The following is a 14,720-nucleotide window of genomic DNA, read 5'->3' as shown; positions in this document are numbered from 1 at the left end:
CAGACGTCTGGCCACGCCGGCTCGCACGCGGCCTGATCGACGCCGGGCCCTACCCGGAATAGATCCACATGAGAATTCCGATGACTGCACCGCCCCGCCACCCCGTCACCGCCGACCAGCTCCGCCCGGGAGACCCCTACGAGCTGTCGGAGGGCCAGCTGGTCGAGTGCCTGCCCAGCGGTCGCCGCGGCGGCCGGCGCAACGGCACCGGGTTCGGCGTGCTCGACAGCGATCCGCTCGCCGAGGCTGCCGCCGTCGATCTCGGCGTCTCGCCGCAGCCGGAGATGCTGCGCGCCCCCGACATCGCCGTCGGCCCCATCCCGGACGAGCCCGGCTGGGCTACCGAAGCGCCGCCGCTCGCCGTCGAGTACGCGGACACCGGCCAGGACGAGATGGAGCTGCAGAGCAAGATCGACGAGCTCTTGGCGGCCGGCACGCGCTGGATCTGGGTGGTGCGCCTTCAGGGCGCACGTCGCGTCGAGGTCTATGATGCCTCCATCTCGGCCGGGCAGAAGGCGCCGGAGCGCAGGGCGCAGGCGAGCGCCGGCGCGCAGAGGCCCCGGCGCCTGCCGGCGCGGGTGGCCTTGCCGGGCGAGGCGCTGCTCGCGCCGGGCGTGCTGAAGAACCCGGTGCTCGTCGAGGCGCTCTACGACCGCGAGGCCGCGCACGAGGCGACCCTGCGCAACCTGCTCCAGCGCAGGGGCTATGAAGACATCGAGGCGGTCCGGGAAGAAGGCAGAAGCGAGGGCAGGAAAGAAGGCAGAAGCGAGGGCAGGAAAGAAGGCAGAAGCGAGGGCAGGAAAGAAGGCAGGAAAGAAGGGCACACCCAGGGGCTGCGAATCGCGGTCCGGGATCTTTGCGAGGTGCTCGGCATCGCCCTGTCACCGGAACGCGAGGCGACCCTCGAGGCCATGGCCGGACCGGAGCTCTCCACCCTGCGCGAGCAGCTCAAGCGCGAACGACGTTGGCCTTGACCGTGTAAGCGCGCGGCCTCTGTGCGGCGTGCGTCGAAACCTGCCGACGGGCCAACCCATCTGCTGACGGCGATGGGGGGGCTCACCAGGTCGTGATGAACGTGCAGGATCTGGCGCCGCGCAGGCGCGTAGGTTGGCTCTCGTCGAGCACCGCGTCGAGCGTCGGCTCGAATTTGCGGCCGCAGCCGACGATGACGCCGCGGTCGTTCTCGCTCGGGTAGGGGGTGTCGCACACCACGTCGATACGGCGCTTGCCCACGCGCGCGCAGCGGAAGTGGCCGATGCCCTCCGCCATCGCGCCCGTCTGGACATCGAACATGGGCGCCCCGTTCACGCGATGGTTCATGTGATAAGCGACATCGATGAAGCGGAACGCGGCCTCGACGTCCTTGATCTCCTCGGGCCACAGGGCGTTGTCGGGGATGTATCTGCCGATCTGGAACATGGTCTGCGGCCCGATCTCGCGGAGCACCTCCCGGTACACGTCGAGGCAGACCTGCTGCGGGTACCAGGCATTGACGTCGATCTCCCGGATCCCGTGCCTGGCCAGGATCTTGAGCGCCAGGCCAGAATACGAGCCCGTCGCCATGGTCAGGCCGACGAGGGCCTGGCCGCGCACCTCGATACCCTCTCGTATTGCCTTGAACGCTTGCATGAGCCCCCTGTCGGCAAAGCGGTACGGGCGCGAGCCGCGCGGCCGGACGATCATGGTAGCAACACCTGCCAAGCCTCGTCGAGGCCGCGTGCACCGGGTCACGCGCGCCGGCCGCACGGCGGCCGCACGGGGCGGAGTGCGGCGGTCGAACAGGGGGGCCGTGGCGGAGCCGGTCAGGCGCGCGCCGCCCCCGTGGACCGATCACCGCCCGCCGTGGTATGACATGGAAGTTTGCGGGGGGAAGGTGAGCTCTCCTGTGGCAGAAGACAAGGGACACCAGGCGCTCGCGTCCATTCTAGCGCTCCTCGCCGAGGTTCGTGAGGGCGCGTACGATGGAAGGCTCGAGGCGCTGCCGGCCGACGACTCGCTCGCTCCGGTGCATGAGGGAATCAACGCCATGCTCGAGGTGCTCGTCCGGGAGCGGCGCCGGAATGCGGTCTACCGCGACGAGCTGGAGGAGGCGCGCACGACGATCGAGCTGCAGCGGGCCGCGATCCGGGAGATCTCCAGCCCGATCATCGAGGTGGGACGTGGGGTGCTCTGCTTGCCCCTCGTGGGGATCATGAGCACGGAGCGCAGCGAGGGGGCGCTTGACGCGCTGCTCGCGGCCGTGTCGGAGCGCGGCGCGCGTTGTGTGGTGGTGGATGTGACCGGCCTGAGCGGGATGGACATCGACACGGTGCGGTGGTTGCTCCGGCTGGCCGGCGCGGTGCAGCTGCTCGGCGCACGCTGCGCGTTGACGGGGATCGGGAGCGAGCTGGCGAGGACCATCGTGCACGCTGACTTCGAGGTGAGGGGACTGACCACGCTGAGCAGCGTGCGCGAGGCCCTGGAGCGCTTCGCGCGGGCCTCGGGGTGATGGGCGTCGATCGCTGTTGCCGGCGCCGCGGACAGGGCCAGATCAAGTGGTGATAGCCTCAGTGTGGATACAGGTATACGGCACGACACTTCCCGCTTGAACATGAAGCAGCCGAACCTGCCGACTCACGCGCCGGCGACGACGAAGCCATCATCTCTGCTCCTCTCGCTCTCTCGTCGTGGCTCATGCCCCGAGGATGGACGCGACGATGTATGATGAAAACGGAAGCGTCGTCATGTCGCGCCGATGACGCGGCGCTGAGGGCGAGCTTCGCGCGGTCGGATTGCGTGCACTGCTCACGACGCGCTCGAATCGAGCGCGCAGCGAGCGGTCGTCGAGGACGCTCGAGGAAGAGCGGTCTCCTGGCCCCACGCGGTCCAGGAGAGCTGCCGCTGGCAGGAGGCTACTTCTTCCCCCCGAGCAGCGCCGCGATCGTCGGATAGTCGCTGTCCTCGACGGCGCCCTGGATCACGCACGTCACCTGCCCGCTCGGCGCCGCGATCGCGTGGATCGGCAGCTCGGTCGTCTCCTTCACGCCGAGCGCCCGCAGCCACCCGGCCCGCTGGGGTCCGTCGGGCAGCCAGTACGAGGCGCGCACCCCGGTGCCCGGCTGCGCCTCCAGGAACCGCGACAGCTGCCGCTCGTCGTCGTCGATCGAGATGAACGCCAGGTCGACGAGCACGCCGGCCGCCCGCAGCTTCTGCTGCCACCCGAGCAGCCGTGGCATCTCCTCCATGCACGGCTTGCACCACGCCGCCCAGAAGTTCACCCACACCCACTTGCCGACGCCGAACCCGATGTGCGCCGGCAGCTTCTCCGCGCCGGCGGCGGCGACCGCCGTGAGCCCGCCCGACGAAGGCGCAGGCCGCGGCGACTGCCCCGTGCACAGGAGCCGCGGGGCGGCCGGCGCCGCCTCCGCCGCGGCGCTCGCCGGCGCCGTGGCGCTCGCGGGCGCCGCGGCCCCCGGCGCCGTCACCGCGTTGCTCCGCCCCTGCCCGGGCGTCGGAGGCGGCGGCAGATCGGCCTTCTTGTCCGCGTCGCACCCCCCCGCGAGCCCCGCGGCCAGGGTGAGGGCCACGAAGGCGCTCCGGAGGGCGCCGCTCGTCCTCGCGGTGCTCACAGCTGACAGTCCACCCACGAGACGAACGCGCTCCGGTTGATGGCCTCCGCCGTACATGCCTTGTTCTTGCGCGAGACGTTCCATTGGCAGTATTCCGCGCCGAGCTGCGCGAACTCGTTCCCGAGCCACAGCATCCCGACCTTCTTGTCCAGGTCCTGCTCCTTGAACTTGTCGGAGATGTCGAAGAACGCGCTGTTCGCGCGCTTGTGGGACAGCGTCCGGTTGAACTCCGGCCCCCCCGTCTTCGACGCGCGGGCGACGATGAAGAAATAGCGGGCGCCGCGCCGATCGAGCCACATCTCCTCGATCATCTTCTTCCCGTCGTCGTCGAGCTTCTCCGAGGCGTCGTCGAACATCACGACCCCGCCGCGCTGCTTCAGCGGCGTGAAGAGCGCGTTGAAGTCGTCGTCGCTGATCGACGCGAGCGTCTTCACGTCGGCCGGCTGGCACCCGCGCCGCGCCTCCGCCCCGACGAGGCCGCACGCGTTGAGCACCCGCTGCAGCACCGTCTTGAACGCGGGCGTGCAATACGGCGCCTCGGCGTCGTTGGCGATGGCCACGGCCGGCTTCACCGCTGCGGCCAGGCCCGTCTTCAGGCGCTGCGACGCGGCCTGCACCTCGCTGTGCACCGTCACCCCGGACGCGACCAGAAGCGCGCACCCGGCCACGATCCCGATGATCCCTGCGCCTCTCATGAACACCTCACTTCGTCCGGAGCGCCGGCGCGAGCTGCCTTATCGCGTACGACATCCCGATGTCCGTATCTTCGTCGCAGAGCCGCGTCGTGCCCAGGAACATCTGTGGCGTCGAGACAGGGAGCTTGTTGTCCACGATGTAGCGGAGCATACGGTTCAGCCGCAGCGCCGTCTCCTTCGAGTCCATGCATGCGTCGAGCCCCGGCCAGCGCTGCCGGATCGCCGCCTGGACGTTGGCGGTGCCCGCCCCCGCCTTCGCGCCGGCGAGCAGCTCTTCCTGGTTCTCGTAGGCCCACTCGAGCACATCCATCGCCCGGTGATCGCTGCACAGGATGGCCTTCGAGAGGAGGCACGAGCCCGGGTGCACCGGCCGGTCGAGCATCCAGTTGCACTCGCTGTCCAGCGGGAAGAGCACCAGCGTCGCGTCGAGCTTGTCGAACACCCCCTCGGACACGAGCCGCTGGTGGAACGCCTTGCAGGTCGGGCAGAGCGGATCGACGAAGATCGTCGCCGGCTGCACCGCGCCCGGGCGGGTCACGTGGAGCAGCGCGCCGTTCGGCTCGGTCGGCTTCTCCAGCTTGCCGCAGCCGGTCATGTAGCTCGCGTAGCTCGGCAGCGCGCTCGCGTAGAGCAGCGCCGGCGTCACCGCGCACACGGCGAGCGCGACGAGCCACCCCGGCAGGAGCAGCAGCGAGCCCATGCGGCGCGCGGGCTGGGCAGGCGCTGCGGCGGCCCCGCCCGGCGCGTCGACCCCGAGGGGCGCCGCGGGCACGGTGGGCCCCACACCGGCCGCGCCTGCCGGAGCAGCCGCGCGCGGCGCCGCGCTGGACCAGGCCGCGGCGCGGGCCGCCCTGCGGTCCTCGAGGAACGCCCAGACGCCGCCGGCCGCGAGCAGGACCGACGAGATGTACATGCCCACGCACGTCTTGCAGAACACCCCGAGGCGCGTCGCCGAGATGATCGCCATCATGAGCGACACGGCGAGCGGCGTGAGGCCCGCGACGAACAGGAAGTGCGCCGCGCGCCGCGGCGCGTGCTCGGCCGAGAGCAGCACATAGAGCGCGAACGCCGCGAAGAACGCGAACGCGCCCAGGGCGAACAGCGAGATCGGGATACCGCCCCAGAAGCCCTCGCGGAACAGGGCGGAGTAGGGGCTGTACATGGCCACGCGGCACGCGGTGTCGGCGCCCGCCTGCGCGCCGAGCCCCGGGATGAAGCTGCAGTGCAGGTCGTGGACCTGCCGGTCGAGGTGCCGGATGTAATCGAACGTCGATGAGGCGCTGAACGCGAGTCCCAGGAGCGACCCGCTGAGCGCGAGCGCCGCAGGCCCGCGAGGACCACGACTGCCTGACATGGCCGAGTGGATTACGCGACGTCGGGCAACGCGTCAAATAAGGACGCCTGTGCGCGCGGGCGTCGCGCGGCCGGCGACGCGCACGCGCGCCGCGCCGTCCAGGGAGCGATCGCCCCGCGTCGCGCGCGGGGAGCGTCGCGCTGAGCCCGCCGGCAGGCATCGCCGAGGCCGCCGGCCTCGCGCCGCGAGGCGAGGCGAGGCGAGGCGCTGGTCGGCGTTGCCCACGCGATCGGCCGCTGCTAGGAGCCGGCTCGGGGGGATTCGGGATCCCAGAGCCAACCGATGACGACCTCTGCACCCGGCGCGGCGACCGGCGCGCCCCCTCCTGTGAAGCTCGGTCCGTTCGATGCCGAGTTCCTCGCGGACCTCCCTTACGACCCCTCGGTGCTCTTCTTCGACGAGCTCCTCGAGGTGGACGCCGAGAAGGGCCTCGTGCGCTGTCGTATGCCGACCGACAGGCCGATGCCGCTCGTCGACGCGCAGCGGGCGCACCCGCTGCTGCACCCGCGCCACGTCGCCGGCGCCATCATGGTGCACGCGACGGGGATGCTCGGCTTCGTGCACGCCTACCACCTGCTCGGGCTGCGCCACCGCGAGGGCTGGATCGGTTATGGCACCAACATCCACCGGGTGGTCTTTCGCAAGCTGGTCCAGCCGGGCGCGCCCATCGAGGCGACGTGCGTGGCGACGCGCTCCCGCCTCGGCGCGAAGCGGCACATGATCCGCTATTCGTTCGAGTTCCGTCACGAAGGCAGCGTCTGCTACGAGGGCGATCAGACGGCCGTGTGGATGCGCGTGCAGGACGTTCCAGCCATGGATTCCCGACCCGCGCTCGAGGACCCCGAGCGATCCCTCGCTTGACCCGCGCGTTCGTCTCGTCTACCCGCCCTCCCCATGTCGGATTTCGATGCAGGATCGATCGTCCCGTCCACACGCGATCTTCTCCAGGTGCTCTCCACCCGGAGGAAGAACATGGCTCTTGTCGGGCTCGTCGGCTCGGAGGCGCCCGCGGAGGATGCGGCGCGGCTGCATGAGCTCAACATCTCGGCGCTCGCGTTCGCCGAGGCGGGGCTCGCCATGCAGGGGGCCGCGCGGGCGACGAGGACCGTGCCGTCGCTCTGCCTGTCGCGGGTGAGCGATCGCGACGGCGCCCTCGCGGCGCGCTACCACGGGGCGGACGGGGTCTGCATCGACGCGACGCTGCCGCTCGACGACTGGGACCGCCTCGCGAAGGGGGCGAGGACGATGCGGATGCTCCCGCTCGCGCTGGCGGAGAGCAAGGAGGGGGCCGAGGCCGCCGCGAAGGTCGGCGCGCGCGCGATCCTGGTCCGGGGCGCGTCGGCGGACGAAGTGATCGAGGCCGTCGCGTCGCTCCCGAGGGCGCTCACCGTCGTCGCCGAGGTCCTCTCGGCCGACGCCGACGCGCTCCGCCGCCTCGTCGGTCACGTCGACGCGGCGATCGTCCCGCCGGGCGTCCACAAGTCGGCGCAGTTCCCGGCGCTCGTCGCCGAGGTCGATCCCTGAGCGCTGAAAGTTCGGGCCGCCCCTCGACGGCGCGGGCTCCCTCCTCCACGATCCGGCCTCGATGAGCAACGCTCACGAACTGGAAGAGCGGCGGCGCGCGCTCCGCGAAGGGGCGCTCGTGCAGGCCATGCCCGAGCTCGGGACGCTGATCGTCACCGGCTCGGACCGGCAGACCTGGCTGAACGGCCTTGTCACCTGCGATCTAGCGCCGCAGAAGCCGCTGCCTGCCGGGGCGAAGGCCGCGCCTCCCGCGGGCGGCGCCTACGGGCTCAACGTGGGGAAGACCGGGAAGATCTTCGCCGAGGTGTGGATCGTGATCGCGGCCGATCGCATCTACGTCGGCGCGCTGCGGGAGCGCGTCGAGCAGCTCCGGGAGATCTTCGACCGCTACCTCATCATGGAGGACGCCGAGGTCCAGGACGCCTCCGGCGAGCACGCCTGGGTCTTCGCCCACGGCCCGCGGTCCGCCGATCTCGCGGCGGCCGGGCGCGCGGCCGGCGCCGAGGCCGCGCTCGTCGACTGGACCGGCCTCGGGGGCGCGCTCCTCGTGGCGCCCCGGCAGGCCGAGGGCGCCGTCCTCGAGGCGCTCCTCGCCGAGGGCGAGGCCCGCCAGGTCGTGCCGGTGACGGCGGCGGCGTGGGAGGTGCTCCGGGTCGAGAACAACGTCCCGCGGTTCGGGGTCGACTTCGACGACCAGAACTTCCCGCAGGAAGCGTCGATCGAGGAGCGCGCCGTCTCGTTCAACAAGGGGTGCTACCTGGGGCAGGAGACGGTGTTCATGCTCCAGGCGCGCGGCCACGCCAAGAAGCGGCTCGTGCAGCTCGCCGTGGAGGGGGAGGGCGGCGTGCCCGCGGGCGCGGAGATCGCGCTGCCCGACGGCGCGGCCGTCGGCGCCGTCACGAGCCAGGTCGAGGATCCGCGCGGGACAGGGCTTCTCGCGCTCGGCTACGTCAAATACAAACACGCCGTCCAGGGCACGGCGCTCCGGGTCGCCGGCCGGGCGGCCGAGATCACGCGCGCGCCGGGCGCCTCGCCCGGGGCGAGCGGCGCGCCGGCCCGACGCTGAACGGCGCGCTCAGGTGGGGACGGGCGGGCGAGCGGTGGCCCCTCGCCGGAATGGGCAGTTGACCCGCGCTTCGCGGGATCGGCCCTCCACATCGGACCGCGTCATGACGCTGCTGGCAGCGCAGTCGGGCCTTGGGTAGGATGCTCGCATGTCGCGCCGCGCGATCTGGCAGACGGTCCACGAACGCTTCGACCCCGCTGTTCCCGCGGAGTTGTCGGCCTGGCGCGCGGATCGCCCGCTGAGTCCATTTGAGAACATCAACAAGGCGCTTGACCGTCCTTTCGGCGTCCCGCGGATGCTGCTCACGGGGACGGTGGGCACGGGGAAGACAACCGAGCTCCTGCGGATCGCCGAGGCGCGATCGAGGAAGGAGTTCGTGGTCGTCATCAACCTCGAGCGCCATTTCGAGCAGGTCGTCGGCGATGCGGCGGCCTTGCAGCACATCAGCCCATGGGAGGTCTGCTTTCTCGCGGGGGTCGCGCTGCTGCGCAGCGCCGAGGAGCAGCTCGGATTTTCATTCCCGGAGATCCACCTGCGCGCACTCGAGCAGACGTGGATCAAGCTCGCGCAGTCGTCCGACGAAATCGCGCAGGCGCCCTCGATCGACATCGCGAAGCTCGCCAAGTCCATGGTGGTGCTCGCCTCGCGCGGCGCGGCTGGCGTGGTGGGCGGCGCCGCCGGCGCCGCGATCGAGTCAGGGCTCAGCGTGCTCGCGGCGGTAGCGGATGCCGGGAGATGGTCGCTGCCGTTCGGCCGGAAGAAGACGTCGCTGCCCGACCAGGACGCCGAAGTTCAGACGCTCCTTGCCTGCGTGAACGTGCTGATCGGCCTCGTCCAGCAGCATGGGAGCAAGGTGCTGCTCATCATCGACGGGCTGGATCGGATCGACTCGTTCGAGCGCGCGAAGGAGCTGTTCCTCGACTCGCAGATGATAAGCCAGCTCGCCTGCCGCGTCGTCCTCTGCGGTCCCTTCATCCTGCGCCAGGGCGGCTACATGAGCAACATCAGCGGGTTCTCCGGCGTCCCTCCGCTCGTGAATGTCCCGGTCATGTTGCCTGACGATCCCAGCCGTCTCGGCCCTGGCGTGCCGTTCTTTCATGCGCTGTTCGCACGTCGCGTCGCCGACCTCGGCGCGCCGGGTCTCGTATCTCCGGCGCTCCTCGACCGGCTCGCCTATTACTCCGGTGGGCGCGCGCGCGAGTTCGTCCGCTTCATCCGCCGGCTCGCCGAGCTCGCGTGGGACGTGGACGCCTTCGCGGTGACGGACACGCTTGTGGACAAGGTGCTCGACGAGTGGCGGCTCGTGAAAGAGTCGGGGCTCGATGTCGGGCAGATCCGCCTGTTGGAAGCAGTCGTGGCCGATCCGCAACATCGCCTCCCCGAGGACAGGGACAAGGCGAGCACGCTGCTCAAGATCAATGCACTGCTACCCTATCCGAACGGGTCCGAATGGTACTACCCGCACCCGCTGCTCACGATGAGGCTGCTCCGCACGAGGCCTCCTGGCTCCACAGGCTGAAGCTCAGCCTGCGGCTCAGCAAGGCGGCGATCCTCCTCCACGTGGATCACGCGCGTCCGGAGCGGCTCGGTGAGCTGGTGAGGTCGCTCGCCGAGGTGGATCCGCGGGTCGACGTCGCTGCAGACGTCCGGACCGTCGCGACGGCCCCCGAGGGGAGCCTGCTGGTCCTCCTTCCGACGAGTGACGACGCCGCGTGGCTGAACCTCGAGCGTCCTATGTTCGCGCGGCGCGGGCTCAAGGTTGTTCTCTTCTGCGATCGCGAGACGTCGACCGCACTCAAGCACGGCGCGCCGGATTTCTTCGACTGGATCTCGCAGCACCAGGACTGCCCGCCCGGCCCGGTCGCGCATGCGGTGCTTGGGCTAAGAGCGGCGCTCGCGGCGGAGGCGCCGGTCGTGTGGGCTGGGTCGGGCGGACCCGAGGACGTCGAGCGGGCGTGGAGCGCGTTCTCCGCGGCTTTCCCTGGGCAGACGCTGCGCTGGCTGAGCCCTACGCAGGACTATGCTGCGTTCGTGACGGACGTCCAATCGGCGGCGGCGGACGCGTGGGTCGCGTGCAGGCCGCGCGCCGCGGCCCACCTCCGGCGTTTCCGCTGGGCGCTCGCGGAGGCGGGGCGGCGGTCGCACGCGCTTGTGGTCACGGATTCGCTGCCCTGCCCCGGGTACTGGCCCGTGCATGACCGCATGATGCCATTCCTCGATGCGCGCCGCCTCCTGGAGGAGGCCGGCTCGGCCCACGCCGGCGCCGTCGCGGCGCTGACGGGGCTTGAGCCGGAGGCCGTGGAGCTCGCGCGGGCGCTGCTTCGCCACGGGGTGGGCGAGGATCACCTCGTGGAGCTCCTTGTCGGCGCGGAGGATCCGGGGGCGACGCTGGCGGCGGAGGCGTGCCTGAAGGACTGGTTTCGAATAGGCAAGGTGTCGTGGGCCGAGGCAGCAGAGAGGATGACGTCGCTGCCGTTGCTTCGTTTGCGCGGCAACGACGGGGAGGTGCAGCGGCTTCGCGCGGCGCGTCTCCAGAGCATCGCGTCAAGGATTTCCAAGCGCGTCACGGTAAGTCACATGGATCTCGGCGATTTCGCGGCGAGCTGTCCGGCTCCAGCGTCCATGAGCAACGCGGTTTTCCGCAATCCCGAGGCAATCGAGTTCGCCATCGAGTGCGTGCTGCGGCGCGGCGCGGGCCCATGGTTGGCTGAGCTGGCGGCCCTCGCGCTCGTCGTCGGCGATCCCGGCGCCGCCGCTGCATGGGGGCAGCGCGCGCTCTCCCTCGAGCGAAACCGGCATCTCCCGCTGCGGCTCTGGGATGTGGCACGACACCTTTCCGCGCTGGGTGATCCGCGAGGAGCCGACCTGGAGATCAAGCTCCAACGCTACGAAGAGATGCTGCGCTTGATGACCCCAGGGGAGCGCCTGCGCCGCGCCGGTAAGCGCTTGCTCGACACCCCGATTCAGTTCTTCCGTGATTCTGAATTCTGGCGTCTGATCCCAGGCACCGCCTGGTATCTCGCGATCTTTTTCTTTTTGCAGTCTGCGATCGGCGATTTCCTTGAGACCCTTCGCCGTGGTGGATGGTTCCTTCTCCTGGTGCCGCTGATGATGTGGCTAGATAAGTTCAAATTCTTCGCATGGGCTGGGGAGCGCTGGCGCGCGTGGCGAAGAACGAGCCCGAGCGAGGAGACGGCACGCTGGATGAGGGGACACCTCGATTACTGGCGCCCTTCGCTTGAGCGCGGCGACTACGCCGAGGCCGAGAGGAGGCTCAGGGGGCTGCTCAACGATGCGAGGGCAAAGCTCGGTCCAGAGCACCCGCTCTACCGGGCGATCCATCACGGCCATGCCCTCGCCCTTGTCGGGCTGGGGGAGGGTGAGCGCGCGCTCCGTGCTCTCGGCGAGGCCGTCGCGCTGGAAGGCCGGCTCGTGGGCGTCGACCAGGAAAGCTTCGCCGTGCTCATCCCGACGCTGGCCGAAGCGCTCGCCAGGACGGGTCGCGCGGCGCAGGCGGAGATGCTCCTGCGCAAGCTCCTTGGCCCCGATGGGCGCCTCCCCGGAGAGGGCGAGCTTCGTCCTCCTCCGGCACAGGGCGGCGCCGCCGGCCTGAACGCCGAAGCAGAGGAAGCCCTCTCGCAGTTCCTAGCGCAGCCGGGCACGCCTTCCCTCTCCCCCACGGAGCGCGTGAGGGCCCTCCGGCTGCTCGCCGGAGCGCTGGTCGTGGAGGGCAGGTACCAGGAAGCAGCGTGGCTACTCGAGCGCGCGCGAGAGAAGCTGTCGACGCTGCCCCCCGAGCACCCGGAGCAATGGCGCACGCTGGCCAGCTTCGGCCGGGTCCTCACCCTCGATGGGCGCGGTGACGAGGCAGAAGAGGCCCTCCGCTGCGCCGACGAGCGCGCGGAGTCGTCCCTCGGTAAGGCAGGTTACCTCGATCGCGCTCGCATCCTCGCTGATCTCGCGCGCCTCGAGCATCGCCTCGGCAGGCGATGCGCCGCGAGCACGGCGCGCCGTGCGCTCGCGTTTTACGGCGAGGTGTCTGGCTTCGATGCGGAGAGGGCAAGCACCCTGCAGGAGCTTGCGCCCATTGTCGAGGCCGAGCCGGTGTTGCGTTCATGATCCGGGGCGGTGGGATGTCCGCCGGAGCTCGTACGCGGCGCCTTCGGTGGTCGCACCCGCATTCGCCTTCATCGCCGTGGCAGGGTGTTCTACGCAGTCTTCCGGGAAGGCCGTCAGGGAAGCGAACGACTGCCAAGCAAGATCTCGACGGATGTCGCTCGCCGTTTTCGCTGGACTCTCCGGGCTGGCAACTTTGAATTCCTCCGATGGCCACCAAGAAGACGCCCCCGAAGCAAGACGTGCACGAAGCACAGGACGGGGAGCAGGACGCGACTCACGCGCTCGAGCTCCTCGCCGCAGACGTCGGCGAGCCGCCCAAATCGTCGCTCAAGGCGATCCTCGCCGGCACGACCGACGCGGATCTCGTCAGCGTCGGCAAGACGATCCTGTCGAGCAGGATCGTCACGGACGCCGCGCGGATCTACCGCAAAGCCTGGGATTTCTATCAACAGGCCACGGACGAGCAGAAGCGGAGGCTCCGTGGCTTCTCGAAGCCGCTGCTCGCGCTCGCCGTCCAGCAGGCGCTCGCGCTGGAGAAGCTCGATCGGCAGCGTGCGACGACGAACGCCTCGGCTGGTATCGCGAGGGCGGGGCAGGACAAGGCGTCGGAGGCGGCGCAGTCGAGGGCGATCGAGCTCCGCGACCAGGCCTATGACGCCCTCCGCGACGCGTCGGGCCGGGACGAGAAGTTGCGGGCGCAGGTTGACGCTGCATTCGGGACCGCCGCCACCAGCGAGACGCTGGCGGGGGGCCTCCAGCAGACCGCGAAGCTGCTGCGCCGTTGGCTGAAGAGCGACGACGAGGCGCTCACGGGGCGGCTGGAGCTCGCGAGCCTCGATGAGTCCTACGCGAAGGAGCTGGACGACGCGGCCAGGGAGCTCCGCGTCGCGGTGGCCGACGCGACGAACCGCCCTGTGGACGCGAAGGTGACCCAAGGCGCCCTCGACCGCGCTGACGGGATCAACATCCTGATCATGGGCCAGATCATCCGCGCGTTCGACGGGGCGCACGGCATCGACCCCACGATTCCGCGGCTCGTGCCGATCTCGACACGGCGGCTGTTCAACCGCAACACGAAGAAGAAGGCCGAAGCGGCGGAGCCGCAGCAGGCGGGCAGCGACGCGAAGCCCACCGGCGGGAGCGTGGGGCTCGTCGACGGTTAGGACGCCGATCGCGTTGATCGAGCGTAAATGAACCGCCAAGCGCGCCAAGGACGCCAAGAAGAGCACGAGATCTTGGCGCCTTGGCGACTTGGCGGTTCGAGATTCCGCTCTTGACTCGACGCGAGGGCGCAAAGCGACCTCGACAGCGCCTCTCTCTGCGCCATCGCGCGCCGGGTCACCCGCCTCCCAGGCGCGCCAGGACGCACGTGATGTTGTCCGGCCCGCCGTGCTCGTTCGCGATGTCGACCAGCAGGCTCGCCGCGAGGCTCAGGTCCCGGTGCCTCCCGAGCACGCCTTCGATCCGCGCCTCGGGCACCGGGCCCCACAGCCCGTCGGAGCAGACGAGGAAGACGTCGCCCGGCAGGGTCGGCTCGACGCGCGACTCGATATCGACGTTCTTGTCGCACCCGAGCGCGCGGGTCACCGCGTCCGCCCGGCCGCTCAGCGCCTCCAGCGCTGCCAGCGCGCCTTCACCATCGCTCAGCAGCTCCTCCAGCAGCGTGTGGTCTCGCGTCAGCCGCTCCAGCTTGCCGCCGCGCATCCGGTAGACCCGCGAGTCGCCCACGTGCGCGATATACGCCATTCCCGGCCCGAGCAGCACGCCCGCGAAGGTGGTCGCCATGCCGCGCACCGCTTCTTGCCGCTGGCTCGCCTCGTAGATCTCCCGGTTCGCACGCCGCACGCTCAACACCAGCCTTACCTCGTCGCGGTTGTGCGGACTCCCCGTGCCGTAGGGCCACGTCTCCTCGAGATCCTCGTCCTCCTCGAAGCAGCTCTTGACCACCTCGATGGCCATGCGGGATGCGACCTCTCCGGCCGCGTTGCCGCCCAGGCCGTCGGCTACCATGAAGAGCCCAAGGCACGGCAGCGCCGCGAAGCTGTCCTCGTTGTGGCTACGGCGGCGGCCCACGTCCGAGTACGCCGCCGCCTCGATGGCGAGCTGTGGATGCACCTTCGTCCTCCTCGTGCGCTCGTCCTCGAGACGAGCCGAGCCATGGCGCGCCGCCATTTGCGACGCGCATTCTCCTCGATGAGATCGGGCCGCGCGCGGCGCGGCCTTCGCTACGTCGCTACCTCAGCGCAGCGGCAGCGCTGCCAGCACCACGCTGCACAAGAGAATCCATCACCCACACCCGGCGCGAGGACGAGCGGGCTCGCTGGTGCGCTGTGATCGCAGGGAGCCGGTCCGTT

13 protein-coding genes are annotated in these 14,720 nt (G+C 70.3%); 8 read left to right on the top strand and 5 right to left on the bottom strand.

The window, feature by feature from the left end:
* Positions 1–80 precede the first annotated feature (80 nt).
* The gene (locus WMF19_RS34960; protein ID WP_437894325.1) at positions 81–974 is read left to right on the top strand and encodes a Uma2 family endonuclease; all 894 of its coding nucleotides are present in this window, start codon (positions 81–83) and stop codon (positions 972–974) included.
* A gap of 82 nt (positions 975–1,056) precedes the next feature.
* On the opposite strand, the gene WMF19_RS34955 is transcribed toward WMF19_RS34960, so the two are convergent.
* Positions 1,057–1,683: a hypothetical protein gene (locus WMF19_RS34955; RefSeq protein ID WP_437894324.1), complete on the bottom strand. Its 627-nt coding sequence runs from the start codon at positions 1,681–1,683 to the stop codon at positions 1,057–1,059.
* 202 nt (positions 1,684–1,885) lie between these two features.
* On the opposite strand from WMF19_RS34955, the gene WMF19_RS34950 reads away from it, so the two are divergent.
* On the top strand, positions 1,886–2,488 hold the full coding sequence (locus WMF19_RS34950; protein WP_437894323.1) for an STAS domain-containing protein: 603 nt from the start codon (positions 1,886–1,888) through the stop codon (positions 2,486–2,488).
* Between the two features lie 403 nt (positions 2,489–2,891).
* Here the strand turns inward: WMF19_RS34950 and WMF19_RS34945 are convergent, their stop codons facing one another.
* Genes WMF19_RS34945 through WMF19_RS34935 form a run of 3 tightly spaced genes read right to left on the bottom strand, consistent with a single transcriptional unit; the run spans position 2,892 to position 5,657 of the window.
* Positions 2,892–3,608, bottom strand: coding sequence for a thioredoxin-like domain-containing protein (locus WMF19_RS34945; RefSeq protein ID WP_437894322.1), 717 nt, complete (start codon positions 3,606–3,608; stop codon positions 2,892–2,894).
* Positions 3,605–4,303 (bottom strand): hypothetical protein, encoded by a 699-nt coding sequence (locus WMF19_RS34940; protein WP_272095141.1) that lies wholly within the window; start codon positions 4,301–4,303, stop codon positions 3,605–3,607. Before WMF19_RS34940 ends, WMF19_RS34945 begins: the two co-directional genes overlap by 4 nt.
* Positions 4,304–4,310: 7 nt before the next feature.
* Positions 4,311–5,657 (bottom strand): vitamin K epoxide reductase family protein, encoded by a 1,347-nt coding sequence (locus WMF19_RS34935; RefSeq protein ID WP_437894321.1) that lies wholly within the window; start codon positions 5,655–5,657, stop codon positions 4,311–4,313.
* Positions 5,658–5,939: 282 nt separating this feature from the next.
* Here WMF19_RS34935 and WMF19_RS34930 point away from each other — a divergent pair, with 282 nt between their 5' ends.
* The 6 genes from WMF19_RS34930 to WMF19_RS34905 all read left to right on the top strand — a co-directional run bounded on the left by WMF19_RS34930 (position 5,940) and on the right by WMF19_RS34905 (position 13,529).
* Positions 5,940–6,518, top strand: a complete 579-nt coding sequence (locus WMF19_RS34930; RefSeq protein WP_437894320.1) for a hypothetical protein — start codon at positions 5,940–5,942, stop codon at positions 6,516–6,518.
* Positions 6,519–6,629: 111 nt separating this feature from the next.
* Positions 6,630–7,181 carry a hypothetical protein gene (locus tag WMF19_RS34925; protein WP_437894319.1) on the top strand — a complete coding sequence of 184 codons (552 nt, stop codon included), beginning with the start codon at positions 6,630–6,632 and terminating at the stop codon, positions 7,179–7,181.
* Between the two features lie 61 nt (positions 7,182–7,242).
* On the top strand, positions 7,243–8,247 hold the full coding sequence (ygfZ, locus tag WMF19_RS34920; RefSeq protein ID WP_437894318.1) for a CAF17-like 4Fe-4S cluster assembly/insertion protein YgfZ: 1,005 nt from the start codon (positions 7,243–7,245) through the stop codon (positions 8,245–8,247).
* Between the two features lie 148 nt (positions 8,248–8,395).
* Positions 8,396–9,766: a hypothetical protein gene (locus tag WMF19_RS34915; RefSeq protein WP_437894317.1), complete on the top strand. Its 1,371-nt coding sequence runs from the start codon at positions 8,396–8,398 to the stop codon at positions 9,764–9,766.
* Complete coding sequence (locus WMF19_RS34910) at positions 9,697–12,366, top strand: hypothetical protein (protein ID WP_437894316.1); 2,670 nt, start codon at positions 9,697–9,699, stop codon at positions 12,364–12,366. Before WMF19_RS34915 ends, WMF19_RS34910 begins: the two co-directional genes overlap by 70 nt.
* A 206-nt stretch (positions 12,367–12,572) precedes the next feature.
* Positions 12,573–13,529, top strand: coding sequence for a hypothetical protein (locus WMF19_RS34905; RefSeq protein WP_437894315.1), 957 nt, complete (start codon positions 12,573–12,575; stop codon positions 13,527–13,529).
* A 175-nt stretch (positions 13,530–13,704) separates the two neighbouring features.
* Here the strand turns inward: WMF19_RS34905 and WMF19_RS34900 are convergent, their stop codons facing one another.
* Positions 13,705–14,481: a PP2C family protein-serine/threonine phosphatase gene (locus WMF19_RS34900; RefSeq protein WP_437894313.1), complete on the bottom strand. Its 777-nt coding sequence runs from the start codon at positions 14,479–14,481 to the stop codon at positions 13,705–13,707.
* Positions 14,482–14,720 lie beyond the last annotated feature (239 nt).

The sequence above is a fragment of the Sorangium sp. So ce124 genome (assembly GCF_051525235.1).
GTDB classification, from domain to species: domain Bacteria; phylum Myxococcota_A; class Polyangia; order Polyangiales; family Polyangiaceae; genus Sorangium; species Sorangium atrum.
The sequence above is the reverse complement of the archived record's forward strand: the minus strand, read 5'-3'. Positions and strand labels throughout refer to the sequence as shown.

Bases quoted from the DNA above. Each gene is read 5' to 3' on its own strand.
- WMF19_RS34955 (WP_437894324.1), bottom strand. From the start codon at position 1,683: ATGATCGTCCGGCCGCGCGGCTCGCGCCCGTACCGCTTTGCCGACAGG.
- WMF19_RS34940 (WP_272095141.1), bottom strand. From the start codon at position 4,303: ATGAGAGGCGCAGGGATCATCGGGATCGTGGCCGGGTGCGCGCTTCTG.
- WMF19_RS34930 (WP_437894320.1), top strand. From the start codon at position 5,940: ATGACGACCTCTGCACCCGGCGCGGCGACCGGCGCGCCCCCTCCTGTG.
- WMF19_RS34910 (WP_437894316.1), top strand. From the start codon at position 9,697: ATGGTACTACCCGCACCCGCTGCTCACGATGAGGCTGCTCCGCACGAG.
- ygfZ (WP_437894318.1), top strand. From the start codon at position 7,243: ATGAGCAACGCTCACGAACTGGAAGAGCGGCGGCGCGCGCTCCGCGAA.
- WMF19_RS34935 (WP_437894321.1), bottom strand. From the start codon at position 5,657: ATGTCAGGCAGTCGTGGTCCTCGCGGGCCTGCGGCGCTCGCGCTCAGC.
- WMF19_RS34960 (WP_437894325.1), top strand. From the start codon at position 81: ATGACTGCACCGCCCCGCCACCCCGTCACCGCCGACCAGCTCCGCCCG.
- WMF19_RS34925 (WP_437894319.1), top strand. From the start codon at position 6,630: ATGGCTCTTGTCGGGCTCGTCGGCTCGGAGGCGCCCGCGGAGGATGCG.
- WMF19_RS34905 (WP_437894315.1), top strand. From the start codon at position 12,573: ATGGCCACCAAGAAGACGCCCCCGAAGCAAGACGTGCACGAAGCACAG.
- WMF19_RS34915 (WP_437894317.1), top strand. From the start codon at position 8,396: ATGTCGCGCCGCGCGATCTGGCAGACGGTCCACGAACGCTTCGACCCC.